Source organism: Prochlorococcus marinus str. MIT 9515, from assembly GCF_000015665.1.
Lineage (GTDB): Bacteria > Cyanobacteriota > Cyanobacteriia > PCC-6307 > Cyanobiaceae > Prochlorococcus_A > Prochlorococcus_A marinus_P.
Map to the genome: position 1 here is coordinate 1,622,400 of NC_008817.1, position 26,069 is coordinate 1,648,468.

21 protein-coding genes are annotated in these 26,069 nt (G+C 32.2%); 12 read left to right on the forward strand and 9 right to left on the reverse strand.

All coding sequences use genetic code 11. The features are described from left to right. Positions 1 to 4 precede the first annotated feature (4 nt). The gene (locus tag P9515_RS08825; RefSeq protein ID WP_011821130.1) at positions 5 to 1,765 is read left to right on the forward strand and encodes an aspartate kinase; all 1,761 of its coding nucleotides are present in this window, start codon (positions 5 to 7) and stop codon (positions 1,763 to 1,765) included. 10 nt (positions 1,766 to 1,775) lie between these two features. On the opposite strand, the gene uvrB is transcribed toward P9515_RS08825, so the two are convergent. Together uvrB and P9515_RS08835 are read right to left on the reverse strand one after the other, a co-directional pair. Continuing rightward, the gene (uvrB, locus tag P9515_RS08830) at positions 1,776 to 3,815 is read right to left on the reverse strand and encodes an excinuclease ABC subunit UvrB (RefSeq protein ID WP_011821131.1); all 2,040 of its coding nucleotides are present in this window, start codon (positions 3,813 to 3,815) and stop codon (positions 1,776 to 1,778) included. Between the two features lie 27 nt (positions 3,816 to 3,842). Continuing rightward, complete coding sequence (locus tag P9515_RS08835) at positions 3,843 to 4,619, reverse strand: DUF561 domain-containing protein (protein WP_041710804.1); 777 nt, start codon at positions 4,617 to 4,619, stop codon at positions 3,843 to 3,845. Between the two features lie 85 nt (positions 4,620 to 4,704). On the opposite strand from P9515_RS08835, the gene tilS reads away from it, so the two are divergent. Continuing rightward, complete coding sequence (tilS, locus tag P9515_RS08840) at positions 4,705 to 5,721, forward strand: tRNA lysidine(34) synthetase TilS (protein WP_011821133.1); 1,017 nt, start codon at positions 4,705 to 4,707, stop codon at positions 5,719 to 5,721. On the opposite strand, the gene P9515_RS08845 is transcribed toward tilS, so the two are convergent. The 3 genes from P9515_RS08845 to P9515_RS08855 all read right to left on the reverse strand — a co-directional run bounded on the left by P9515_RS08845 (position 5,711) and on the right by P9515_RS08855 (position 9,727). Next, the gene (locus P9515_RS08845; RefSeq protein WP_011821134.1) at positions 5,711 to 7,714 is read right to left on the reverse strand and encodes a ribonuclease J; all 2,004 of its coding nucleotides are present in this window, start codon (positions 7,712 to 7,714) and stop codon (positions 5,711 to 5,713) included. The genes tilS and P9515_RS08845 overlap by 11 nt on opposite strands. A 76-nt stretch (positions 7,715 to 7,790) precedes the next feature. Next, positions 7,791 to 8,699 carry a 4-hydroxy-tetrahydrodipicolinate synthase gene (dapA, locus tag P9515_RS08850; RefSeq protein WP_011821135.1) on the reverse strand — a complete coding sequence of 303 codons (909 nt, stop codon included), beginning with the start codon at positions 8,697 to 8,699 and terminating at the stop codon, positions 7,791 to 7,793. Continuing rightward, on the reverse strand, positions 8,696 to 9,727 hold the full coding sequence (locus tag P9515_RS08855) for an aspartate-semialdehyde dehydrogenase (protein ID WP_011821136.1): 1,032 nt from the start codon (positions 9,725 to 9,727) through the stop codon (positions 8,696 to 8,698). Before P9515_RS08855 ends, dapA begins: the two co-directional genes overlap by 4 nt. Positions 9,728 to 9,855: 128 nt before the next feature. Here P9515_RS08855 and tig point away from each other — a divergent pair, with 128 nt between their 5' ends. The 4 genes from tig to P9515_RS08875 all read left to right on the forward strand — a co-directional run bounded on the left by tig (position 9,856) and on the right by P9515_RS08875 (position 15,304). Then, positions 9,856 to 11,277, forward strand: a complete 1,422-nt coding sequence (gene tig, locus P9515_RS08860) for a trigger factor (RefSeq protein ID WP_011821137.1) — start codon at positions 9,856 to 9,858, stop codon at positions 11,275 to 11,277. Positions 11,278 to 11,377: 100 nt separating this feature from the next. Beyond that, positions 11,378 to 11,992 (forward strand): ATP-dependent Clp endopeptidase proteolytic subunit ClpP, encoded by a 615-nt coding sequence (gene clpP / locus P9515_RS08865; protein ID WP_011821138.1) that lies wholly within the window; start codon positions 11,378 to 11,380, stop codon positions 11,990 to 11,992. A gap of 101 nt (positions 11,993 to 12,093) precedes the next feature. After that, a complete protein-coding gene (clpX, locus tag P9515_RS08870; protein WP_011821139.1) occupies positions 12,094 to 13,461 on the forward strand; it encodes an ATP-dependent protease ATP-binding subunit ClpX in 1,368 nt (455 codons plus the stop codon). A 55-nt stretch (positions 13,462 to 13,516) separates the two neighbouring features. After that, on the forward strand, positions 13,517 to 15,304 hold the full coding sequence (locus P9515_RS08875; protein ID WP_011821140.1) for a DNA polymerase III subunit gamma/tau: 1,788 nt from the start codon (positions 13,517 to 13,519) through the stop codon (positions 15,302 to 15,304). A gap of 1 nt (position 15,305) precedes the next feature. On the opposite strand, the gene P9515_RS08880 is transcribed toward P9515_RS08875, so the two are convergent. Both P9515_RS08880 and P9515_RS08885 read right to left on the reverse strand, forming a co-directional pair. Further along, the gene (locus tag P9515_RS08880; protein ID WP_011821141.1) at positions 15,306 to 16,607 is read right to left on the reverse strand and encodes a glycosyltransferase family 2 protein; all 1,302 of its coding nucleotides are present in this window, start codon (positions 16,605 to 16,607) and stop codon (positions 15,306 to 15,308) included. A gap of 28 nt (positions 16,608 to 16,635) precedes the next feature. Further along, on the reverse strand, positions 16,636 to 18,171 hold the full coding sequence (locus tag P9515_RS08885; protein WP_011821142.1) for a SpoIID/LytB domain-containing protein: 1,536 nt from the start codon (positions 18,169 to 18,171) through the stop codon (positions 16,636 to 16,638). Between the two features lie 91 nt (positions 18,172 to 18,262). On the opposite strand from P9515_RS08885, the gene rpmI reads away from it, so the two are divergent. The 6 genes from rpmI (at position 18,263) to P9515_RS08915 (ending at position 22,762) form a co-directional block, all read left to right on the forward strand. Then, positions 18,263 to 18,460 carry a 50S ribosomal protein L35 gene (gene rpmI, locus P9515_RS08890; protein ID WP_011819271.1) on the forward strand — a complete coding sequence of 66 codons (198 nt, stop codon included), beginning with the start codon at positions 18,263 to 18,265 and terminating at the stop codon, positions 18,458 to 18,460. 30 nt (positions 18,461 to 18,490) lie between these two features. Next, positions 18,491 to 18,838, forward strand: a complete 348-nt coding sequence (gene rplT / locus P9515_RS08895) for a 50S ribosomal protein L20 (protein ID WP_011821143.1) — start codon at positions 18,491 to 18,493, stop codon at positions 18,836 to 18,838. Positions 18,839 to 18,878: 40 nt separating this feature from the next. Further along, on the forward strand, positions 18,879 to 19,436 hold the full coding sequence (locus P9515_RS08900) for a hypothetical protein (RefSeq protein ID WP_011821144.1): 558 nt from the start codon (positions 18,879 to 18,881) through the stop codon (positions 19,434 to 19,436). A gap of 2 nt (positions 19,437 to 19,438) precedes the next feature. Further along, positions 19,439 to 20,236, forward strand: a complete 798-nt coding sequence (locus tag P9515_RS08905) for a thiazole synthase (RefSeq protein ID WP_011821145.1) — start codon at positions 19,439 to 19,441, stop codon at positions 20,234 to 20,236. Positions 20,237 to 20,406: 170 nt separating this feature from the next. Then, a complete protein-coding gene (locus tag P9515_RS08910) occupies positions 20,407 to 21,600 on the forward strand; it encodes an NAD-dependent epimerase/dehydratase family protein (protein WP_011821146.1) in 1,194 nt (397 codons plus the stop codon). 28 nt (positions 21,601 to 21,628) lie between these two features. Next, the gene (locus tag P9515_RS08915; protein WP_011821147.1) at positions 21,629 to 22,762 is read left to right on the forward strand and encodes a glycosyltransferase family 4 protein; all 1,134 of its coding nucleotides are present in this window, start codon (positions 21,629 to 21,631) and stop codon (positions 22,760 to 22,762) included. 11 nt (positions 22,763 to 22,773) lie between these two features. Here P9515_RS08915 and P9515_RS08920 read toward each other — a convergent pair whose 3' ends face one another. Continuing rightward, positions 22,774 to 23,025: a hypothetical protein gene (locus tag P9515_RS08920; RefSeq protein WP_011821148.1), complete on the reverse strand. Its 252-nt coding sequence runs from the start codon at positions 23,023 to 23,025 to the stop codon at positions 22,774 to 22,776. Between the two features lie 131 nt (positions 23,026 to 23,156). Further along, positions 23,157 to 26,066 carry an aminomethyl-transferring glycine dehydrogenase gene (gene gcvP, locus P9515_RS08925; protein ID WP_011821149.1) on the reverse strand — a complete coding sequence of 970 codons (2,910 nt, stop codon included), beginning with the start codon at positions 26,064 to 26,066 and terminating at the stop codon, positions 23,157 to 23,159. Between the last annotated feature and the right edge of the window lie 3 nt (positions 26,067 to 26,069).

Consider the following 26,069-nt stretch of genomic DNA (forward strand, 5'->3'; position numbering starts at 1 on the left):
AAATATGGCTTTATTAATCAAAAAATTTGGCGGCACTTCGGTTGGTGACATTACAAAAATTAAGGCTATTGCGCAAAGTATTGCTCAAAGTAAAGAAGCTGGGAATGATATCGTCGTAGTTGTATCTGCAATGGGCAACTCTACAGATAAATTAAATAAATTAGCAGAATCAATCAGCAAAAATCCAAATAGGCGGGAATTAGACATGCTCCTCTCTACAGGTGAGCAAGTATCTATGGCACTTCTATCAATGTCATTAAACGAATATGGGATCCCTGCAATATCTATGACCGGTAGCCAAGTTGGCATTATTACTGAATCTATTCATGGGAAAGCAAGAATTCTAGATATCAAAACAGAACGTATAAAAAATTATATTAATCAAGGTTATGTTGTGGTTATTGCTGGTTTTCAAGGTTCAACTCTTAGTCATACAGGAACAACGGAAATCACAACTTTGGGCAGGGGCGGTTCAGATACTTCAGCAGTAGCCCTTTCCACAGCATTAGGTGCAGAAACTTGCGAGATATATACAGATGTTCCTGGAGTTCTTACAACTGACCCAAGGATAGTATCTGATGCGAAATTATTAGATGTTATAAGTTGTGAAGAGATGCTAGAACTCGCAAGTGTTGGTGCATCAGTACTCCATCCAAGAGCTGTAGAAATTGCTCGCAATTATGGAATAAAATTATATGTTAAATCTAGTCAAACCCTCTCAAAGGGCACTCTTCTACATAGCAACATTAAGCCTTTGGCTCTCAAAAGAGGAGGGTTAGAATTAACAAAAACCGTTAATAGTCTTGAAGTATTAGAAAAACAAATCGTTTTTAGTATTTCCAAACTACCTGATAGGCCTGGAATTGCAGCTCAAATATTTGAAACCTTGTCTGAAGCAAGCATCAATGTTGATTTAATAATCCAAGCTACACATGATGGAAATAGTAATGACATCGCATTTACCGTTAATCAATTTGATTTAACCAAAACGATTGAGCAATGTAAATTAATAACAAATCAATTAGGTGGGGAATATAATTTCAAAACAAATATGACAAAGTTAAGTATTCAAGGCGCTGGGATAATGGGAAGACCAAGTGTCTCGGCTGATTTATTTGATACTCTATCCCAAGCAAACATAAATGTAAGATTAATAGCAACAAGCGAAATCAAAGTCAGCTGCGTAATCGACATAGATAATATTCCAAAAGCTATAAGATTTGTAGGTGAAAAATTTAAATTATCTGATAAACAAATATTTATTAATCCACTTTTTGAAAGAGAGGATCAACCCGAAGTCAGAGGAATTGCATTAGATAAAAATCAAGTTCAAGTTAGCTTTCGAAACCTACCGGATAAACCTGGTGTTGCAGCTTCGATATGTTTAGCTCTAGCAGAGAGTAATTTAATTTTTGATACTATTGTTCAATCTGAAAGCTTAACATCTTTCAAAACTAAAGATATAAGTTTTACTATGAATAAACAAGACAGAGCAAGAGCTAATAAAATTTTTTACTCTTTAACAAAAAAATTATCAGGAGCATTCGTTGAAGATGGACCTGCGATTGCCAAAGTAAGCACAGTTGGAGCTGGAATGGCATCTAAGGTCGGAACAGCAGGGAAAATATTTAGAGCACTTGCTAATAAAAACATTAATATTGAAATGATTGCCACAAGTGAAATCAGAACTTCTTGTATTGTCTTAGAAAAGGATTGTGACCAAGCAGTAAATGCTATTCATTCTTATTTCGAATTAGATAAATAAAAAAAATTAATTAATTATTCCTAGATAATTTTTGCCTAAGTTTCTTAATTCTATCTCTAAGATTTGCTGCCTCTTCGAAATTTAGTTCTTTTGCTGCTTCTTTCATTTTATTTTCTAACTTATCAATTAAATTAGGCATCTCTTCCAGTAAACATTGATTATCTTTAGCATTTAAAATTTCATCTGTTTTATTACTAACAACATTGATCAAATCTTTAGAGAATCCTCCAGTTTCTAATTTTCTGGAAAGTTCTAAAAAAGATAATATTGAATTTTCAATTTTTTTACCTGCAGGTTGTGGAGTGATGCCGTTGATCTGATTATATTTTTTTTGGATAGTCCGTCTTCTATCAGTTTCGTCTATCGCTCTTTTCATTGATTGGGTAAAATTATCTGCATAAAGCAAAGCAACTCCCTCAACATGTCTTGCCGCTCTTCCAATAGTTTGAATTAGAGAACGCTCTGCTCTCAAAAAACCCTCTTTATCTGCGTCTAAAATAGCGACTAAAGAAACCTCAGGCAGATCAAGTCCCTCCCTTAGCAAATTAACTCCTACTAATACATCATATTCACCCAATCTAAGATCTTGAATAATCTCTATCCTTTCAATAGAGTGGATTTCAGAATGTAAATATCTGACCCTAACTTTATTATCTGATAAAAAATCAGTAAGATCTTCTGCCATCCTTTTTGTAAGAGTAGTAACCAGTACTCTTTGATTCTTTTTAGCTCTAACTCTTATTTCTGATAAAAGATCATCTATTTGTCCATCACTAGGCCTCACATCAATGATGGGATCTAAAACGCCTGTAGGTCTAATAACTTGTTCAATAAACTGGCCTTCGCATTGATCCAACTCCCATTGGCCAGGAGTTGCACTGATGAACAATGTCTGTTTAGATTTTTCCCAAAATTCTTCGCATTTTAAAGGTCTATTATCTGCAGCACTAGGCAACCTAAAACCATGATCTATTAACACTTTCTTTCTAGCTTGATCCCCATTATACATTGCATGCAATTGAGGACATGTTACGTGACTTTCATCAACTACTAATAACCAATCTGTTGGGAAATAATCTATTAAACATTCTGGTGGTGTACCTTCTTCCCTACCAGCCAAATGTCGTGCGTAATTTTCAACGCCATTACAGTATCCAACTTCTCTTAGCATTTCTAAATCATATTTTGTGCGTTGCTCTAAGCGCTGCGCTTCCAACAACTTTCCTTCACAAGCAAACTTATCAAGTTGTTCTTTTAATTCATTTCTTATAGCAGTAATGGCAGCCTCTAGTCTCTCTTTTGGAGTAACAAAATGCTTTGCTGGGTAAACACTAACTTGATCAAGACTCTCAAGAATCTCTCCAGTTAATGGATCAACAAATCTTATAGCCTCAATCTCATCTCCAAATAATTCAATTCTTATCAATCTATCTTCATAAGCTGGTCCAATTTCTAATACATCTCCCTTAATTCTAAATCTGCCTCTAGTAATTTCTACATCATTTCTTGTGTATTGATTATCTACAAGTGCTCTTAAAGACGAACGTAAATCTATAGATTCACCAACTGCAAATTTAACAGCAGCTTTTAAATATTCACTTGGTATTCCTAGACCATAAATACAACTAATAGATGCAACAACAATTACATCTTTCCTCTCAAATAATGAACGAGTAGCGGAATGCCTAAGCATATCAATTTCTTCATTAATTGAAGCAGTTTTTGCTATGTATGTATCACTTACTGGAACATAAGCTTCAGGTTGATAATAATCGTAGTAAGAAATAAAGTATTCAACCGCATTTTTAGGAAAAAACTGCCTTAATTCATTACATAATTGAGCTGCTAAAGTTTTATTATGAGCCAAAATAAGCGCTGGTCTTCCAGTTTGCTGGATTACATTAGCAATAGTGAAAGTTTTTCCAGTACCAGTTGCTCCCAAAAGAGTTTGAAACTCTTTACCACTATTAACTCCTTGAACTAACTTTTTAATGGCTTTAGGTTGATCACCATTTGGTTCATAGGGTGCTTGAAGCTTATAGTTATTCATTCAGCTAATAGCTTAAGTTTTTATATGTTAGGAAATTTTTTCTTTAATCATTGAATTTTTCAAAGATTCTTTTAGGCCTCTAACAACAGCAATCATTGATAATAAATCATCTAATTTATTAACGACGGATCCCACTCCAACTGCTGAAGCTCCACATGACACTGCCAAAGGACATGTTACTTCGCTTAAGCCAGAAGCACTCATGATTGGAATATTAATAGATTGTTGCTGAAACTCCTTAAATATTGCATAAGTAGCTGCCAATGTAGGGACTGACTTTTCTAATAATCCTTGAATTCCTGAACTGTACGGATTAGAACTTTTACCTCCTTCAGTTTGAATAATATCAGCACCTTCAAAAACTAATTTCACTGCAAGATCAACTTGCTTATCAATAGGCATAGTATGAGGGACTGTAACTGATAGAGGAATATTAGGTAAAAAATCTTTAGTTTCTTTTGTAAGATTTAAAATTTTGTCCTCCGAAAAAGTAATACCTTTCTCATAAAAACTATCGTAATTTCCTATTTCGATTAGAGAAGCTCCTGCCTTTACAGAATTTATAAATAATTTAGGCTCTATTGAACTCACACAAATTGGTAATGATGATATCTCGATCGCGGATTCAACTAATTCAGGTTTACAAGCTATATCAATTAAATCAGCTCCACCCATAAAAGCTGCTTCTGAAATTTTCTTAACAGATTTGATTTCAAAATTACTTAATCCAGAAATAACTTTTAGTAAAGTTTTACTTCTAAGCTCTTCTTGGATTTTTTGTGGCAAAAGATTAATCAGACTCATAGACTTGATGAATTTATTACCTGATTGTGACATTGTTTTATTAAAACAGTGAATTTTTTTAAAAATATTATCTGAGTTAAACAATATGTCTAATAAAAATTCAACGCAAAAAAATTGGACATCCTGGCATCATCTCCTACAAAAAGAGATTTTGAGCAATAAAACATTCATTCCAGATGGAGCAAAACTATTAATATCAGTTTCCGGAGGACAGGATTCGATGGCTCTATTAAACCTAATCAATGACATGAAAATGCAACATAATTGGTTTGTGAATATTTGGCATGGTGATCATCAATGGCACGAAAAATCTGAAACATATGCACTTGAATTGAAAAATTACTGTAATCAAAAAAATATTTCATTTTTTTTTGATCGCGCTAATAAACAAACTATTTCTTCTGAAGAAAAAGCACGCGATTGGAGATATAAGAAATTAACTGAAAGGGCAAATCAATTATTTATTGAGAACCAAAAAGAAATTGATATTTACTTATTAACGGGGCACACTAATACAGATAATGCTGAAACATTTTTACTAAATTTAGCTAGAGGAAGCAATTATGCTGGACTAAGTTATATCGAAAAAAAAAGATTGCTCGAACCTCACATTTTTTTAATAAGACCATTGTTAATATTCAGCAGAGAAGATACTAAGAAATTTTGCCAACTTCAGAAGATTCCTATTTGGGAAGACCCAACTAACTATGATCTAAAAATAAAAAGAAATTTAATCAGAAAAAAAATTATTCCAACTTTAGAAACTATGTATCCTGGTTGTTCTACAAGGATAAATAATTTTGCTGAAAAAATGAGAAATTTTAAAAATGAACAAGACGACCTCAGTAAACTTGCATTCCTATCTTGTAAAGATACAAATGGTGTAAAGAGAGAATTATTAAATGGCTTATGCGTGGAAGCAAGATGTACTATTTTAAATACTTTTATAAAGAAGGATTGTGCAAAACAATTAAGCTCAAAAAATATAACTTATTTGGTCTCTTCGATTTTTAAAAAACATAGAGGCCAAATAAATTTACCAAATGGATTAAAGATTATTTGGGATAAGAATTACATTAATATTGAGAAAACTAGGAAGTAACTGCCGATCTTCTTCTCCTAGTCCTACCCGCAGGCGCATCTTCCGTCTTAGCTACTGAAGGTGATACAGAATCTTTTTGAGGTTGGTTATTACTTACTTGATTTGTATCTTTAGTAGATTGATTATTTTTAAAATTATTTTGATTTCGATTTATATTTTGATTATTAACATTTGGATAATGTTTATTTTTAGGATGCTGCTTTTGTTCATTAACTATTTGAGGCTTGTAAGCTCGGGTTCCGCTTGGTGCTGGTTGAGCTAAGCATAAAATTAATGGCTCGACTTGTAATTCTCTACGCATTCTTCTAGTTAAACCATTTTCAATCTCTCTTTGGACCCCAATCCAATCAACTTCAAAATTATTGGGACTAGTCTGTCTTGATAATTGTTTCCAACGGTTTTCTAATACCCAATTTATCTCTCTTTCGGTCCACATGGACATTTTTCGTGGATCAGCTGAAATCACCACGCCTCTCAAACTTACTCTTGGTGGAGCAACCATATTACCATCAGTGCTTATTGGAGCTAAAACGGTAACTATTCCATCATCGGCTAACTGCTGTCTCTCTTTAAGAGCTCTTGCATCTACGACACAAGTCCTCGTATTATCTAACATTTCAATTCCAGACTTTACTGGATCTCCTTGTATCATGGAATCGGATCTAAGCTCAATTGTATCTCCGTTATCAAGGATTAATATATTGTTGGGATCTACACCCATCGATTCAGCTGTTTTACCATGCAAAACCTGCATTCTATACTCACCATGAACAGGTACAAAGAACTTTGGTTTAATTAATGCCAACATCAATCTTTGATCATCTCTACATCCATGGCCAGACACATGAATTCCATGCTCTTTACCATAAATAACTTTAGCTCCCAATTTAATTAATCTATCAATACTATGAGCTACAGAAATTGTATTACCTGGTATTGGACTGGAAGAAAAAATAACTGTATCAGTAGTTTTGAGTTTAACGTGGGGATGTTCATCTCTTCCAATTCTGCTTAAAGCAGCCATCACCTCTCCTTGACTACCTGTCATTAAGAGCAAAGTTTCTCTATCTGGTAAATCTCTTATACTTTTAATTGGAAAGAAAAGATCATCAGGACACTTTATATAACCTAATTCGCGACATTTACCTACAACGTTAAGCATAGATCTTCCCATCAATCCAATTTTACGTCCATGCTTCATTGCTAATTGGATCACCATCGCAACCCTATGTGTTGAACTAGCGAAAGTGGTAAGCATAACCCTACCTTTAGCTTCAGATATTATTCGATCTAAATTTGGAAAAACAGAAATTTCTGAGGGAACAAAACCCTTCACTTCAGAATTTGTAGAGTCTGAAAGTAAACAAAGGACACCTTTATCTCCATAATAAGCCATTCTTTCAATGTCAGCATGTTTTTTATCCGGTGGGAGATGATCAAACTTAAAGTCTCCAGTAAAGAAAACAACACCTACTGGAGTTGTTAAAGCCAGAGAAAAACTATCGCCAATAGAATGAGTATTACGTATGAATTCCAACGAAAAATGCTGACCAAGTCTTACAACTTGCCTTGGTTTAATAGCCTGTGTTGTTGTCCTGTTCGCCACACCAGCTTCTTCCATTTTTCCTTTAAGCATGGAGATTGCCAAAGGTGGTCCATAAATCACAGGAATATTAAATTTCTTTAAATGATGAGAAATTCCACCAATATGATCCTCGTGACCATGAGTAACTATCATCCCACGAAATCTATTTAAATTAGCTTGTAAATATGAAGTATCAGGCATAACAACATTCACGCCATGCATGCCATCACTTGGGAAAGCCAGTCCGCCATCTATCAAAATAATGTCATCTTCATATTCAAAAACACATGTGTTTTTACCTATTTCATGAAGACCCCCTAAAGGAATAATTTTTAACGCAGGTTCATTCGATCTTTTTGCTTTAGATAAATTTTGATTATTATTTGATTTGGTTTGATTTGAATTCATGATAAGAGTATTTTAACAAACTAAAATTGTGGGCATTTTATTCAAAGTAACTTTATTAAAGCTCTAAGAGAAGCATTTACAAAGACAGATTTTGAATTATCTGAAATAAATTGTCTTTCTTTTCTTTAATAAGAGGTGTTAATGGATTCCTAGGAGAACCTACTTGCCAACCTGTTAGTTCTAAAGCAGCTTTGATGGGAATTGGATTTGTCGTTTCAAATAGTGCTTTAAAAAGTGGTTGCAGCTTTTCATGAATATCAAGGGCAATAGAGAATTCTCCTTTTTGAAACGATTCAATCATCATTTTTAGCTGCAACCCAACAATGTGGCTAGCAACGCTTACTACACCAACAGCACCTACTGATAGCATAGGAAGCAATAATGAATCATCGCCACTATATATAAAAAGTTTAGGGCCGCACGCTGCCCTTAACTCAGTCACTTCTTCTATTCTACCGCTTGCTGCTTTAATACTGAGAATATTGGGAAAATTCATAAGTTTGTTTACAGTCGTAGGTAATAAATTACAACCAGTTCTTCCGGGAATGTTATATAACATTAAAGGTAAATCACTTGCGGCAGTAGCTATAGAACTAAAGTGGTTATAAAGACCTTCTTGAGGAGGCTTATTATAATAGGGAACAACCACTAAAGCACCATCAGCACCAAATTCATAAGCTTTTTTGGTGGCTTCTATAGCCTCACTTGTACAATTACTACCTGTACCAACAATAACTTTCGATCTAGAATTTAAAGAACTTTTTACTGCAACGAATAAATTATGCTGTTCATCCCATGAAAGAGTTGGAGATTCTCCTGTGGTACCACAAAGCACAATGCCATCAGAGCCATTTTCACAAAGGTGATTAGCAAGTTTAATAGCTAACTCATAATCAACCCCCCCATTTTCTTTAAATGGAGTAACCATCGCAGTTAATATTCTTCCAAATATTGGATTAGAAAATTGTGTATTGTTGGGAATCATTTTTTTGCAATCAATAGTTCAGCTATTTGAACAGCATTTAGTGCTGCTCCTTTCCTTATTTGATCTCCACATAACCACAATTCTAATCCATTCGGATTACTTATATCAGTTCTTATTCTGCCAACAGCAATATTATCTCTTCCCATCACATCGTTGGGCATAGGGAACCTATTTTTTGCATAATCTTCAATAATTTCTAAACCTTGTGCTTTTTTTAATTGATCAATAGCATATGAAGGTTTAACAATGTCCTTAAATTCAATATTAACTGATTCAGAATGTGCCCTAAGAACTGGAACCCTTACACAAGTTGAAGAAAGTTTTAAGTCAGTATTATTCAATATTTTGCGAGTCTCATTTGTCATTTTCATCTCCTCTTCACAGTAATTATTTGAAAGCATTGGTGAATTATGTAGAAACAAATTAAAAGCTAATGAATATGGTAAGACTTCACTTTCTTTTGGATCTCCCTGTAAATATTTCTTAGTTAAAAACTGTAATTCTTCCATTGCTAATTGCCCTGCTCCACTTACAGATTGATAAGTTGAAACGATTACTCTTTTAATAGGAGAAATATTATTCAAAGGAGCCAAAACTAAAGTAAGCAATATAGTTGTGCAATTCGGATTAGCTATAACACCATTATGCTTTAAGGCGTCAGAAGCATTGACTTCAGGAACAACAAGAGGAACATCATCTTCTAATCTGAATGCACTTGAATTATCAATCAATAAAGCATTCTGATCTTTGACTGTTGATATCCATTGTTTCGAAACACTTCCGCCGGCAGAAGCAAGGACTAAATCAACATTTAAAAATTCTTCTTTTGTAGCTTTTTTAGTTATAAGTTCTTCACCTTTCCATTTAATTATTTTTCCTTCTGAACGCTGAGATGAAAGCAAAATCAAATCTGAGATAGGAAAATCTCTTTCTTCAAGAATTTTGAGTATCTCTGATCCAACAGCACCCGAAGAACCCAAAACAGCTATTTTTAAAGGCCTGTTTGGCAAAAATGGAGATTTTCTCACTATATAATTTAAAAAATTACAGAATTTAATATTTCTCTTACTGTATCAAAAAAGTTAACTTCAAGGAAATCACTTAATGTGGAATAATTAAGTTTCTGCTTATTGTAATAATTTAAAAAAACTCAAACATGATTAAAGAAGCATTAATAGTAAAAACAACCGCACTGCCTCAAAGTAGAATTGCTCTTGAATTAGAAATCCCATCTAATACATGCAAATCATTCGTCAGTGAAACAATAAATTCAATTAGTCGTTCAGCCAAAATCCCAGGATTTAGGCTTGGCAAAATTCCAAAACAAGTATTAATACAAAGAATTGGTATAAACCAACTATATGCCTCTGCTCTAGAAAAAATAATTGATAAATCTTGGAAAGAGGCCATAGAAATGGAATCAATAGAGCCACTAAGTGAACCGGAATTAGTTGATGGATTTGAATCATTACTTAAGAATTTCAATCCGGAAAAAACTTTAAAAATTAATCTTCAAACTGATGTTGCACCCACATTAAAATTAAAAAAATCAAAAGGCCTATCAGTTGAGATTATAAAAAGAAAATTTGACCCCAAATCCATAGATGAAGCTTTAGAAAAATCAAGAAATCAACTAGCAAATATTATTCCAGTTATTAATAGACCCGCTAGATTAGGAGATATCGCTGTAGTGAGTTTCAAAGGCATTTATAAAGATTCCAAAAAAGCAATCGATGGAGGATCTAGTGACTCAATGGATCTTGAATTAGAAAAGAACAAAATGATTCCAGGGTTCGTTGAAGGTATTGTTGGTATGAAAATCGATGATAATAAAACTCTTAATCTCAAATTTCCTGATGACTACTCTCATGAAGAGTCCAGAGGGAAAGAAGCAATCTTTGAAGTCAGTCTAAAAGACCTTAAAGAGAAAGAATTGCCTGAACTAAATGATGATTTTGCAAAACAGTCTGGAAATAAAGATTCATTAAAGGAACTTAAAAAAGATATTGAAAAACAATTAAAGGAAAATTTTGATAACACTCAAAAAAATATCAAAATTGAAGCTTTAATGGATGCATTATCCAAAGAATTAGATGCTGAGATTCCAAAAGCAATGATTGATATTGAAGTAAGAAATAATATTGAACAAACAGCGCAAAGATTTGCCCAACAAGGAATGGATATCAAATCAACTTTTACCCCGGAATTAGTTAAAACTTTAGCAGAATCAACTCGTCCTCAAGCTGAAAAAAATGTTCAAAGAAATTTAGCTTTAAAAGCATTATCAGAAAGTGAGAATATTACAGTCGAGGATAAAGAAATAAATCAAAAAATGAAGGAATATGATGATGAAATTTCTAAATCACAAAAACAAATTGACATTCAGAAATTAAAAGAAGTAGTTCTTAACGATCTTCTAAAAGAAAAGTTAATAACTTGGCTTGAAGAAAATTCAACGGTTAAAGAAATAAGTGAAAAAGTAACAAAATCAACTACAAAATCAAAGACAAAATCAAAGACAAAGAAAGAAAGCCAAGCTAAAAGTGAACCGAATAAAAAGAAAAAAGAAAAAAAATAATTTATAAAAAATTTAACTAATCAAGAAAAAAACTTCTAAATTAGATATAAAAGAGATTAATTTAGTGAATTCTAAACAAAAACATTTAATACACAGCTCAATGAGTCCTCTTGAAAGTGTCAATAACACGAAATCTGCTATTCCTACTGTTGTGGAACAATCTGGAAGAGGAGAAAGAGCATTTGATATTTATTCGAGATTATTAAGGGAAAGAATAATATTTTTAGGAACCGGAATTAACGATCAGGTAACAGATTCACTTGTTGCACAACTTCTATTTCTAGAAGCCGAAGATCCTGACAAAGATATTCAAATATATATCAATTCTCCCGGTGGTTCTGTTACTGCAGGATTAGCTATTTACGACACGATGCAACAGATCTCTCCAGATGTTGTCACGATCTGCTTTGGCGTGGCTGCAAGTATGGGGGCATTCCTTCTTTCTGGTGGCGCAAAAGGGAAAAGGTTGGCTTTGCCTAATTCAAGAATTATGATTCACCAGCCTCTTGGAGGTGCTCAAGGCCAAGCAGTAGAAATTGAGATACAAGCAAAAGAAATATTATTTCTCAAAAAAACTTTAAATTCTCTTTTGTCAGAACATACTGGTCAATCTTTAGAAAAAATTAATGAAGATACTGAAAGAGATTATTTTCTGTCACCTGAGGAAGCTGTGCAATATGGATTAATTGATAAAGTTATAAAAAATGACAAGTAAAACTAATATTTTAAGAATATGATGACGAATCCAAATTTATAAGCAATCCTAATAATAAGGGATAGTTACCCTTTTTTATTTTTCACAAGCTTTGATAATCGATGGCTAAATTTGACGCCCATCTAAAATGTTCATTTTGTGCCAAATCACAAGATCAAGTTAGAAAACTTATAGCAGGTCCTGGGGTATACATCTGTGATGAATGCATAGACCTATGTAATGAAATTCTCGATGAAGAATTAATTGATACTCAGGCAAAACTTAATAACTCCACACAAGTCAAGAAAAAATTACCGATTAATAATCCTGATACATCTATCCCTTTCGAATTAACCTCCATTCCCAAACCACTGGAAATTAAAACTTTTCTAGATAACCAAGTTGTAGGTCAAGAATCTGCAAAAAAAATACTTTCAGTTGCTGTTTATAATCACTATAAAAGGTTAACTTGGAGATTAAAAGAAGAAAATAAGGACAATAATTCTAACGATTGTCATGCAACTAAACTTCAAAAATCAAATATCCTACTGATTGGTCCAACTGGAAGTGGTAAAACATTATTAGCACAAACTTTAGCTGAGTTTCTTGATGTTCCTTTTGCAGTGGCTGATGCAACGACTCTAACTGAAGCTGGATATGTTGGAGAGGATGTTGAGAATATTCTATTAAGACTTCTACAAAAGTCAGAAATGAATGTAGATTTAGCTCAAAAGGGTATTATATATATTGATGAGATAGACAAGATAGCTAGAAAGAGTGAAAATCCATCAATTACAAGAGATGTATCTGGAGAAGGAGTTCAACAAGCATTATTAAAAATGCTTGAGGGAACAATTGCAAATGTCCCTCCTCAAGGAGGACGAAAACACCCTTACCATGATTGTATACAGATAGATACAAGTCAGATTTTATTTATATGTGGAGGTGCATTTATAGGTTTAGAAGATATTGTTCAAAAACGCTTAGGAAGACACTCTATAGGATTTACAACCAACTCAGACGAAAGCAAAATAGATGCAAAAAAATTAGTTGATTCTCGAGATGCTCTCAAGAATTTAGAACTAGATGATTTAGTCAAATATGGATTAATTCCAGAATTTATAGGGAGAATTCCTGTATGCGCAGTATTAGATCGTCTCACTAAAGAAACTCTTGAATCGATCTTAACTGAACCAAGAGATGCACTAGTAAAGCAATTTAAAACTTTATTAAGTATGGATAATGTTGAATTAAATTTCGAACCCGAATCTGTGGAAGCAATCGCTAATGAAGCTTTTAAAAGAAAAACAGGTGCTAGAGCTCTTAGATCAATAATTGAAGAATTAATGCTTGATTTAATGTATACACTCCCATCACAAGAAGAAGTAACTAAGTTCACCATTACGAAAAAAATGGTAGACAACCTGTTCTCATCTAAAATTGTTAAACTTCCTGCAGGTTCACATAGGATTATTAAAGAATCTGCATAAAAGTAAGGTTAACTCTCTATGATTTCAAGATTATTCATATAATTAATAATCATAAATGCTTAATATACATAAACCTTTTCATCAAAAATATAGGCCTAGCAACCTTGATGAGCTAGTTGGTCAAGAATTTATATCAATAACCCTTAAACAAGCACTAATATCTAAGAAAATTGCACCTGCTTATCTGTTTAATGGGCCTAGAGGAACTGGAAAGACATCAAGTGCACGAATATTTGCAAAATCATTAAATTGTCTATCATGTGAACAGCCTACGGCTAATCCTTGTGGCAAATGCGAATTATGTAAACAAATTGCAGATGGTAATGCCCTTGATATTATTGAAATTGATGCTGCTTCTAATACTGGGGTTGATAATATAAGAGAAATAATAGATGGAGCAAGATTCACTCCTACTCAAGCCAGGTGGAAAGTATACGTTATCGATGAATGTCATATGCTCTCAACTGCAGCATCAAATGCTTTACTCAAAACTATTGAAGAACCTCCCGAAAGAGTTGTTTTTATTCTTGCTACTACAAATCCGGAAAGAGTAATAAATACTATTCAAAGTAGGTGTCAAAAATTCGATTTTAAAAGAATCAGCTCAAATACTATTTTCCACAACCTTTCAGAAATAGCGAATAAAGAATCAATTAAATTTGAAGATCAAGCACTAAAATTAATTGCAAAAAGATCTAATGGTGGAATGCGTGATGCACAAAGTTTACTAGATCAATTAAGTCTTCTTCCTAATGGCGTAACTACTAAAAATGTTCAAAACTTACTTGGAGAAGTATCCGAAAATGATTTAATTAATTTAATAAATGCCTTAATTTACAATGAACCAGAGTCGTTATTAATTAGTTGCAATCAATTATATGATTCAGGAAATGAACCTCATGAGATATTAGTTGGTTTATTAAATATTACTAGAGACCTATTATTGAAAACTTTAAATAACAATTATTCAGATATTTTCTATACCTCCATTGACTTTCAAAATGAATTAAATAAATTTTCTAAAAACATTAGTAAAATGAGGATAATTGATTGGCATAACAAGCTTAAAAATATTGATTATCAAATCAAAACAAGTGATAATCCAAAATTATGGTTAGAAGTACATTTAACAAGCCTTATTGAAAATAAGATCGAAGACAACATAGTTAATAATGGACAAAGTAATAAAGAGACTTTAAATCAAAAGGTTATTAATAAAGATGAATTAATTAATAAAACAATCATTTCTAAAAATGCAAATCAAACTGAATCAGAAGATATTAATAAAAAGGAATTAATTAATAATCAAGATATTCAGCCTAATTATGAAAATGCAAATCAAACTGAATCAGAAGATATTAATAAAAAGGAATTAATTAATAATCAAGATATTCAGCCTAATTATGAGCATGCAAATCAAACTGACTTTTTAAAAGAAAAGTGGGAGCTAATTCTATCTAAATTAGAATTGCCTTCGACAAGAATGTTACTTTCTCAGCAAGCAGAACTAGCAAGTATTGATTCGAATGAAGTTTTAATAGCATTATCTCCCAACTGGGAAAACATGATCAAAAGTCGAAAAATAATAATTGAAAATGCTGTAAAAAAAGTTTGTGGAGATAAAGTAAAACTTAACTTTTCTAGCAAAAAAATTAATATTAATAATACTGCAAAATCTCAAGAGAAAATAATTAAAAAATCAACTAGTAATAGGGAAATACAAAATACCAATTTTCAAAATTCCAACACCCCTATAGAAAAACCTCAAAAAGAATTTTATGATGACAATTCCAAAAATCTAGCAAATTTTTTTAACGGAGAAATTATTGATTTGGATGAATAAGTTAAACACCAGTATGAAGTGTTTTCTTCCAGAGAATCTTTTTCGGAAAAATAGACATTTTTATTGTCACCCAGGGTATTACAACAAACCAATGAGACAAATATAAAAGAGAAACCAACATCATCATCAAATTGAGATTTTGTAAAATTGGACCTTCACTTTTGCATGAAGAACCATACCAAACGGCAATTCCCGACAAAGTAAATGCCGTTATCGAGATTGGCAAATAACTGGGCGATTCAGCTAGAGCAATACTCAAAATCAAATCAATCATAGAGATAATAGGTAAGGCGTATTGCAAAATAAAGAAAAAGGTTAAATCAAATTTTTGAATAAGTTCAATTTTTTTTGATAATAATTGTTCGCCATAATCAAAAAATCTTTGCAAACCTCCTTCAGCCCATCTTTGTCTCTGTGAAAATAAAGCAGATATATTTTCAACGGCTTCTTCCATAACAGGAGGATCCCATAGAATCCCAATTTTTGCTTTAGTAAGTAAAAGCCTGAGACTTAAATCCAAATCATCAGTAACTGTATCTTCATTAAACGAACCACATTTAAGTAAAACTTTTTTATTAATTAATTGACCATTACCTCTCAATTCAGATACTCCAGCAACAGATAATCTTCCATATTGAAAGATTGCATCCATGGCCATTTCCATAGATTGACAACTGGTTAAAAAATTCTTACTCACATTTATGACTGATTTTCTTAATTGCACTGCTGACCAAGATCCCTCATAAACAAAACTAAATAATCTTCGTAATGTGCCTTTTTTCAGTTGCGCATCAGCATCTAATATTAATATCCATTCTCCATATGTAAACTTTAAAGCATAATTTAATGCTCCTGATTTACCACCTCCAGCATTTGCAGATCTACTGATAATTTTTAATTTATCAAACTCTCTCGATAACCTTTCCAAAATTAAAGGTGTCTTATCAGAACTGCCGTCATCAATAATATAAATATTTAACTTATTAGTTGGATAGTCTAAATTAAATAATCTTTCGACTAATCTTTCAATTACATTTTCCTCATCTCTTGCAGCAACTAAAATATCTAAAGTAGGTAAGTTATCATCAGAAATTTTCTTATAGTTCTTTGTTGAACTAACATTTCTATCTAGATTTTTTGAAATTACATATAATCCATAACATGCGATTAAAAAAGAAATCGCAAATGTAAAAGATAAAAAGTATTTAAAATGAAAAATGTGAGGAATCGTACTTACTGATAAACAAACAACAAAAAATAATAATGATTTTAATCTTCGATTTTTGTAAAAACCGTTGTTCATGAATGCTTTCTTATGTTTATTATTTTAGTTAATGAGACAATATCTCAATTTTTTTAATTTTTGTTCCCTGATAATAATGATTCAATATTTGTTCATAAGTAAAACCCAATTTAGCCATTTCGATCGCTCCTGATTGAGACAAACCTACACCATGACCGAAGCCACCTCCTTTAAAAAGCCAAAGATTATCATTTAATTTATTAATAATAAATAAATTACTTGGTAAAAAACTCAATATTCTTCGAATATCATCTTTTATAAGAACTATGGGTTTTTGAACATTTTTCAGCTTAATTTCTAATTTTATTACTCTTCCACTGGAACCTCTCTCAATAATATTTAGATTAACCAAATCTGCTTTCTCCTTAATCAATTGATTATTTATTAAATTATTTTGGATTATTTCACTAGAAACTTTTTTCTGCCATCGATAAAGAGAATGCCTGTCACCATAAACCTTCTCATCTGCAAAATCAAGAAATTTGTTTAATTCATCTCCAGTTTTGATTGGAAGCTTAAAAGTTTTTTTTAAAGGATCTAAACCATCAATCATTGCATTAAGATAGCGGTAATCTTTTATTTGCCAAGATTCGCTTGCACTAGCTGATAAACCACCATTAGAGCCATGATAAAAGGAATTAATTGGTTTGTTTTTATAAGTAATTATTAAATTAGAAGTATCTATAATCGCTTTATTCACATTTTTATATTTAATATTAGGGGGTTTATAAACTTGACATTGAGTACTGATACACAAATGATAATTATCGATATTAAATCTTTCTGAATTATAAAGAGCCCAAGTCCTGGCAATCACTGCTTGTGCTTTTAAAGCTTCTAAAGGTGAATTAGAGCCTATCTCATATGGCAGGACACCTTTCAGATAATCATCAAATTTAATTTTCTGAATCAACGTCCAAGTTCCGTATGAATCTTTGGCTAAATAAAACTTTTTCCCAAAATTAATATCATTAATTCTTATCTCATCTGATGAAGATAGGAATATCGGGCCCTGAAGTTGTTTTTGAGAATATTCACTGATAAGAAAAGGAACTATTTTTGAACTATAAGATTTTTTGAAAATTTTATAGTTCAATTTATTGGGAACATTTTTACTTATTGGTATCCAAACTTCCCAATTTTTTGGATACGCTACGAGAGCTTCATAACCTTTTTCTTTTAAGTTTTTAGCTTTCCTTTGAGCAGATTCAAAGCTTGCAAATGGACCAAATACAATTCTCTCAATTACGACAGGAGTTTTCAAAGGAATCTTCTTAAAAAGAATATTTATTTTTTTAGATTTATATTTAAGACCATTAGAGGAATGGAGTGTAATGAAATTTTTGTTTGTTATAAACGTGATATTTTGTTTTTCAAAAAAACTATCCGTATTAGCTCCTAAATATTGTTTTAATCCAATTAAAAAATTACCTTTTTTTAATTCTTCAGTAAGATTTATTTTTAAAGATTCTTTTGCATACAAATTTATTTTAAATATTGGTGTAATACAACATAGTAAATAACAGCTATAAATAATATGTAAAAAGTTAAATCTGCGCAGCATACGATGGAAATTTCCTTATCAAATCAAAACTTTAATTTGCACCAATGCATATAAAGGTTTAGATTATCTAGAATAAACGTTATCAAAGGAAATGTCTAAACTTAAGACTCGTAAATCAGCAGCAAAAAGATTTAAAGCTACTGCTACGGGTAAATTCATGAGAAGAAGAGCTTTCCATAATCATTTATTAGATCACAAAAGCTCAAAATTGAAGAGACATCTATCTACAAAAGCTGTTGTTGATGAAAGAGATGCTGATAATGTAAGATTAATGATTCCCTACGCATAAAAGCGCTCAAGTTACTTTCAAAATAAATTTATGGCACGAGTTAAAAGAGGCAACATAGCCAGAAAAAGAAGAAACAAAATCCTTAATCTTGCAAAAGGTTTCAGAGGAGGAAACAAGAATCTATTTAGAACTGCTAACCAAAGAGTAATGAAAGCTCTATGTAATGCTTATAGAGATAGAAGAAGAAGAAAAAGAGATTTTCGAAGACTTTGGATTGCAAGAATCAATGCCTCAGCAAGAATCAATGGTACGAATTACAGCAAATTAATTAATGGATTAAAGACATCTGAGATAATTATTAATAGAAAAATGCTTGCACAATTAGCTTTGAACGATCCACAATCTTTTGAGAAAATAGTTTCTGCTGTAAGCAAATAAATTATACGAATATAATTTTGAGCAATATATTTTATCAGTAATGGAACTATCTTCCTTTCAATCATATTTGATAATACTTTTTGTAGTACTTGTAATAATTTCTGTTTTTGTCTTTCGACAATTTCTTAGAACAAGAAAGGAAGAATTAAATTTAGTTACATTTGAGCAAAAAGGTCTAGATTCATTCACAAAAGCTAGTGAACTTTATGAATTTGGCTCTATACAAATTAAAAAAAGGTTGTATTCAGAGGCCACTAAGACTTTTTTAAAAGCTGTTGATTATTATGATGATGAACCTAATGAGGCAAAAGCTATCATAGAAAATGCTCTCGGTTTTTCCTATGCTGCGCAAAATAAATTTAAAAAAGCAATCATACACTATAATTCAGCTATAAAATCTCTTCCAGAATATACAGTAGCTTTAAATAATCTTGCTTCAGCACAACAACGATTACTCGAATATGAATTAGCGTATGCAACTTATAAAAAAGTTTTATTAATAGATCCAAACAACAAAACAGCAATCAAGAAGAGTAAAGAACTACAACAAAGGAATAATTACTCTCCTTATAAAGGAATAAAAGATAAAGGGTTTTAAAAATGAAAGAAGATTCAGCCTTAATTATTGGAGGTAAAAACTTTTCAAGCCGATTAATGGTAGGCACAGGAAAGTACACATCTGCAGAAGTAATGGTAGAAAGTTTATTAAATACTGAATCTGAGATAGTAACTGTTGCAGTTAGAAGAGTGCAAAATCATCAAAATGGTGAAAATTTATTAGAAAAAATTGATTGGGAAAAATTCTGGATGCTTCCTAATACTGCTGGCTGCGCTAATGCAGATGAAGCAGTGAGAATAGCAATTTTAGGAAGAGAACTTGCAAAATTATCAGGTCAAGAAGAAAATAATTTCGTCAAATTAGAAGTGATTCCCGATAAAAAATATTTATTACCTGATCCCATAGAAACTCTGAAAGCAGCTGAAATTTTAATAAAAAAAGATTTTATTGTTCTACCTTATATAAATGCTGATCCAATATTAGCTAAAAAGTTAGAAGAGATAGGTTGTTCAACAGTAATGCCATTAGGATCACCTATCGGCTCCGGCCAAGGTCTTTTAAATCTATCTAATATTTCCATAATTATTGAAAATTCCAATATTCCAGTAATAATTGATGCTGGTATAGGTGTCCCGAGTGAAGCTTCTCAAGCTATGGAACTGGGAGCAGATGGGGTTTTAATCAATAGTGCAATTGCCTTGGCTAAAGACCCTTTAAAAATGGCTAAAGCCATGAATCATGGGGTAAGAGCTGGGAGAGAAGCCTTTCTGGCTGGAAGAATTGAAAAACAGAGGTTGGCAAGCGCTAGTTCTCCTTTCACAAACATCTCGAAAAAGTAATATTAAAGCCTTTAAATATTTTATCAAAAACTAAAAAAAAGGTTTATGAAAACTAATTTATATATTGAAAAAAAAGATTTGAAACTTTTTACAATATTTTTTCGCATTTTGGAAGCACTCTGTAGTAATTTAATAAATATAAGATGACCTTTTCAATTCTGGAGTTTTGAGTGAAAGTAATTGTTCTTGGCGGAGATGGTTTTTGCGGTTGGCCTTGTGCGGTAAATTTAGCTGAACAAAATCATGAAGTAATTATAGTTGACAACCTAAGTCGAAGAAAAATAGATATTGATCTTGAAGTGGAGTCTTTAACCCCAATTTCATCAATAAACGAAAGACTTTCTGCGTGGGAAGAGACTGGTGGTAAACCAATAAAATTTCTCAATATTGATCTTTCTAAACAATACCAAAAATTACTTAATTTACTTATTGAGGAAAAACCTGATTCGATTGTACATTTTGCTGAACAAAGAGCCGCACCTTACTCAATGAAATCAAGTTATACGAAAAGATATACAGTTGATAATAATGTCAATGGTACACACAATTTACTTGCTGCAATTGTAGAAAGTAATTTAGATATTCATATCGTTCATTTAGGAACTATGGGTGTATATGGATATGGATCACATAGAGGCGCAACAATCCCTGAAGGCTATTTAAAAGTTGAAGTTCCTCAACCAGATGGAAGTCGTTTTGAAGAAGAAATTCTTCATCCTGCAAGTCCGGGCAGTGTTTATCATATGACAAAAACATTAGATCAATTATTATTTCTTTATTACAATAAAAACGATTTAATTAGAATCACAGATCTTCATCAAGGGATTGTTTGGGGCACCAATACAGAAACAACATTAAAAGATCCAAGATTGACAAATAGATTTGATTACGATGGCGATTATGGTACTGTTCTTAATAGATTTCTAATGCAAGCAGCTATAGGATATCCATTAACTGTCCATGGAACAGGAGGACAAACAAGAGCTTTTATACACATAAAAGATTCAGTGAAATGTGTTCAACTTGCTTTAGAAAATCCTCCAGAATCTGGAGAAAGAGTCAAAATTTTTAATCAAATGACAGAAAGTCATCAGGTTGGTGAATTAGCTAAAAAAGTTGCTTCGCTTACTGGAGCCGAAATTAATTATTTACCAAATCCTCGAAATGAAGCAGTCGAAAATGATTTAATAGTTGATAACAAGTGTTTCATAGAATTAGGGCTTAATCCCACCACACTTGATAATGGCTTATTAGAAGAGGTTCTTGAAGTAGCTAAAAAATATTCTATGAGATGTGATAAAAAAAGAATTCCTTGTATTTCAACTTGGACGGAGAAACAAGCTAAAGCAATAAAAAATAATTAAAAATTGTTTTAATATCTAATTTAAACAAGTGAAAATAGCATTCTTTACTGAAACTTTTCTGCCTAAAGTCGACGGAATAGTAACAAGATTAACTAAGACAATCGAATTTCTAACAAAAAATGGAGATGAAGTCATCGTATTTTGTCCCGAGGGTTGTCCTAATACTTATCAGGGAGCGACAATAGTTGGTGTAGCTGCTATGCCATTACCATTATATCCTGAATTGAAATTAGGCCTTCCTGGCCCCGCAGTCTCTGATAAGCTAGAACAATTTAAGCCAGATTTAATACATGTAGTTAATCCAGCAGTACTTGGTCTAGGAGGTATATGGCTAGCTAAAACAAATAATATTCCCCTAATTGCAAGCTACCATACACATCTTCCAAAATATCTTGAACACTATGGAATGGGAATGTTAGAACCGCTTTTATGGGAATTATTAAAAGCAGCTCACAATCAAGCCTTATTAAATCTTTGTACCTCATCTGCAATGGTTAATGAACTTGAAGACAAAGGCATACAAAGGACTGCTTTGTGGCAAAGGGGCGTAGATACTGAAAACTTCAAACCAGAATTAAGAAGCGAAAAAATGAGAGAAAAATTATTTGGTAAATATAAAGATGCCGATTCACTTTTGATTTATGTAGGTCGATTATCTGCAGAAAAGCAAATTGAGAGAATTAAACCAGTTTTAGAAAGCATACCAGGAGCATGTCTAGCTCTTGTTGGAGATGGTCCATACAGAAGTCAGTTAGAAAAAATTTTTGAAAACACTAAAACAAATTTTGTAGGTTATTTGTCTGGAGAAGAACTTGCCAGTGCTTATGCATCTGGAGACATTTTCTTATTCCCGTCAAGCACGGAAACTCTTGGATTAGTATTATTAGAAGCAATGGCAGCAGGATGCCCAGTGATAGGAGCAAATAAAGGAGGAATTCCCGATATTATCAACGATGGAATAAACGGCTGCTTATATGACCCAGATGAAAAAGACAATGGAGAAAAAAGTTTAATTGAAGCCACGAAGAAAATTTTGGCAGATAAAAATAAAAAAGAAGCTATGAGAATAGAAGCTAGAAAAGAAGCTGAACAGTGGGACTGGAATCAAGCTACTCTTCAATTACAAAAATATTATTCAGAAACACTAGAAAATATCTCTTAATGTTCTTTGAATTAAGCTACATGAGGTGGTGGCGTAGGATTAATAAATGTATTGATTGGAAGTATTAAAGTAGCTATATTTTGATTCTTATCAGGCCTCTGTTTTTTTGGAAATCTTTTCCCAAAAGGCACCCTAATAACATTAGTACCTTCAACAGAACCAACTTTTAAATTATTTACTGATAAATTATTAACAAAATTTGGTAAATCCAAATTCTTGATTGGCAAGAGTTTAACTTTGCCATCCTTAAGATCTTTGCTCATAGCTTCAAATACCCCAAATAAATTTGATGCTTGATAATAATAATCAAAAAATTTAAAAAAATTCTATAAGAAAATATTAAATTTTTTATTCAAATTGACATTAACTAAAAAAACAAGAAAATGCCAGTCTTTTAAGCACATTTTTTCTCCTCTAAGAAATCTTGATCATTGACATTACAAGAACAAATTAAATTTCTATCTCCATAAGCATTATCAATCCTTGATACTGAAGACCAAAATTTATATTCGTATTTACCTTTATAAGGATATGCAGCCTTTTCTTTTGAATAAGGATAATTCCAATTATCTGAGATCAATTCACTTATGGTATGAGGAGCATTACTAATTAGATTATTATTTTTAAGATCAATATTGTTTTCAATTTCTTCAATTTCTTCGCTTATTAAAAGCATAGCTTCACAAAATCTGTTTAATTCTGTCAAACTTTCACTTTCTGTCGGCTCAATCATAATAGTCTCAGGAACCGGCCAACTTATTGTTGGAGCATGAAAACTATAATCTATTAATCTTTTGGCTATATCATTTACACTTAAACCTGTTTTTGACTTCAAATCCCGAAAATCAAGAATGCATTCATGAGCAACGAAGTTATTTTGTCCTTTATATAAAATCCTAAATTTATTTTTTAATTTATTAGCAATATAATTTGCTGACAATATTGCATGAGTACTCGCCTTCCTTAAACCGCTTTGACCGGCCATCTTAATATACATCCAGCTTATTGGAAGAATACTTGCACTTCCGTGCTGTGAAGAAGATACAGAATATCCAAGGTGACTAAAAATGTTATCTGTTAAAGAATGGGAAGGAAGGAAAGGACTTAAAATATCAGATGTTGCAACTGGACCAACACCTGGTCCGCCGCCGCCATGAGGTATACAAAAAGTTTTATGTAAGTTCAAATGGCAGACATCCACGCCATAATCTCCAGGCTTACACAATCCGACCTGAGCATTAAGATTGGCCCCATCCAAATAAACGAATGCGCCAACTGAATGAATTAATTCACAAATTTCTTTGATTTTTAATTCAAAAACTCCATGAGTAGAGGGATAAGTTAGCATTAATGCACCGATTTTATTATCTAGTTCTTTGACCTTAATTAATAAATCCTCATATGAAATATTACCCTCAGAATCACATTTTATAGTTACAACATCAAAACCTGCCATAACAGCGCTAGCAGGATTTGTTCCATGAGCACTTTGTGGAATTAAGCATTTTTTTCTTGCTAAATCGCCTTTTGAAGCGAAATAAGAATTAATTGCCAATAGACCCGCAAACTCACCTTGAGAGCCTGCATTTGGTTGGAACGAAACTGAATTCAAACCAATAAGTTCACTAATCCATTTCTCAAGATCACTTATTATTTTTGAATAACCTCTAGTTTGATTAGCTGGAGCGAAAGGATGAATTGAAGATAAATTAGCCCATGAAATTGGACTAAGCTCTGCTGCAGAATTTAATTTCATAGTACAACTTCCCAGCGGAATCATTCCATCAACCAGTGAAAAGTCTTTCTCAGCAAGTTTAAAAATATACCTCATTAAATCAGTCTCACTTTGATAGTTCTCAAATATATTTTGTTGCATCCATTCTTTATTTCTTAGAGGAATACCTTCAAAATGAAAAGAATTATTAACTTTAATGTGTTTAAAATCTTCTTTTTTACCGACACCATTTGCTATTAAGCTAACTATTTTACGGATTTCATTTTCATCAGTAAGCTCATCTAGGGAAATTCCAAATCCTGTAGAATCCTCAATCGACGAACCCAAAGGTAAAATTCTAAAATTAAATCCGTTTTTCAAAGCTTCTTTATGAATCTTTTCAGATTCCTCGCAGTAAATATCCACACTATCAAACCTATTCCCAAGAGGTATTTTGAAACCTAACTCACAAAGACACGATTCTAAATATCTTCTTAATAAAACTAACCTCTTAGCCATTTTTGTTAAGCCATTAGCACCATGATAGATGGCATAAAAAGAGGAAATTATTGCTAGCAACGATTGAGCTGTACAAATATTACTAGTCGCTTTTTCTCTTCTTATATGTTGTTCTCTTGTTTGTAGTGCCAATCTCAGTGATTGTTCTCCGTTTTTAGATAGAGTTTGCCCTACTATTCTTCCGGGTATAAGTCTTTTATATTTTTCACTACATGCAAAAAATGCTGCATGAGGACCACCAAAGCCCATTGGGACCCCAAATCTTTGAAGACTTCCAACAGCTATATCTACTCCAAATTCGGCTATTGGTTTTATTAAAACTTGCGCAAGAGGATCAATAATTGATGTAACAATGATTTCTGCTTTTTGAGCTTGGGAAACTAAAAATGTTGGATCAAATAATTCTCCATTTTTCCCAGGAAGCTGAATTAAGAGACCAAAAACATCATCATAATTTTTAAGGTGCTTTTGATTAAAACGTTTTAAATCAATTCCTAATGGTTTAGCTCTCGTCAATAAAACATTAAATGTATGATCAAAAACATTTTCATCTACTAAAAAAATATTTGAGGACTTATTTTTCCTGGCGGAAAAACTCATTGTCATTGCTTCTGCAGCAGCTGTTCCCTCATCTAAAAGCGAAGCATTAGCCACTGAGAATGCTGTCAATTCACAAATTAAAGTTTGAAAATTAAATAAAGCTTCTAATCTGCCTTGCGCAATTTCTGCTTGATAAGGGGTATAAGCTGTATACCATCTGGGGTTTTCTAATACATGCCTTTGGACAACCTTTGGAGTATGGGTACCATAATATCCAAGACCGATTAAGGATCTTATTTTATGATTTTTATTAGATATTTCTTCTAATTCGTTCAATGCCTCAATCTCAGAACAGCCTATTGGCAGGCTATTTGAATATTTTTCTTTAAACTGAATATCTTCAGGAATAACTTGATTAATAAATTCGTCTATGTTATTAAAGCCAAGTTTTTGAAGCATTTTTTTCTCATCATTCTCCTTCAATCCAAGATGCCTTCCAATAAATAAATCCGAGTTAATTGAGGGATTCATATT

Coding starts and splice junctions, on each gene's coding strand:
- rpmI (WP_011819271.1), top strand. CDS start 18,263: ATGTCTAAACTTAAGACTCGTAAATCAGCAGCAAAAAGATTTAAAGCT.
- P9515_RS08920 (WP_011821148.1), bottom strand. CDS start 23,025: ATGAGCAAAGATCTTAAGGATGGCAAAGTTAAACTCTTGCCAATCAAG.
- dapA (WP_011821135.1), bottom strand. CDS start 8,699: ATGATTCCCAACAATACACAATTTTCTAATCCAATATTTGGAAGAATA.
- P9515_RS08845 (WP_011821134.1), bottom strand. CDS start 7,714: ATGAATTCAAATCAAACCAAATCAAATAATAATCAAAATTTATCTAAA.
- uvrB (WP_011821131.1), bottom strand. CDS start 3,815: ATGAATAACTATAAGCTTCAAGCACCCTATGAACCAAATGGTGATCAA.
- P9515_RS08905 (WP_011821145.1), top strand. CDS start 19,439: ATGAAAGAAGATTCAGCCTTAATTATTGGAGGTAAAAACTTTTCAAGC.
- gcvP (WP_011821149.1), bottom strand. CDS start 26,066: ATGAATCCCTCAATTAACTCGGATTTATTTATTGGAAGGCATCTTGGA.
- rplT (WP_011821143.1), top strand. CDS start 18,491: ATGGCACGAGTTAAAAGAGGCAACATAGCCAGAAAAAGAAGAAACAAA.
- clpP (WP_011821138.1), top strand. CDS start 11,378: ATGAGTCCTCTTGAAAGTGTCAATAACACGAAATCTGCTATTCCTACT.
- P9515_RS08835 (WP_041710804.1), bottom strand. CDS start 4,619: ATGAGTCTGATTAATCTTTTGCCACAAAAAATCCAAGAAGAGCTTAGA.
- P9515_RS08825 (WP_011821130.1), top strand. CDS start 5: ATGGCTTTATTAATCAAAAAATTTGGCGGCACTTCGGTTGGTGACATT.
- clpX (WP_011821139.1), top strand. CDS start 12,094: ATGGCTAAATTTGACGCCCATCTAAAATGTTCATTTTGTGCCAAATCA.
- tig (WP_011821137.1), top strand. CDS start 9,856: ATGATTAAAGAAGCATTAATAGTAAAAACAACCGCACTGCCTCAAAGT.
- tilS (WP_011821133.1), top strand. CDS start 4,705: ATGTCTAATAAAAATTCAACGCAAAAAAATTGGACATCCTGGCATCAT.
- P9515_RS08880 (WP_011821141.1), bottom strand. CDS start 16,607: ATGAACAACGGTTTTTACAAAAATCGAAGATTAAAATCATTATTATTT.
- P9515_RS08885 (WP_011821142.1), bottom strand. CDS start 18,171: ATGCTGCGCAGATTTAACTTTTTACATATTATTTATAGCTGTTATTTA.
- P9515_RS08875 (WP_011821140.1), top strand. CDS start 13,517: ATGCTTAATATACATAAACCTTTTCATCAAAAATATAGGCCTAGCAAC.
- P9515_RS08900 (WP_011821144.1), top strand. CDS start 18,879: ATGGAACTATCTTCCTTTCAATCATATTTGATAATACTTTTTGTAGTA.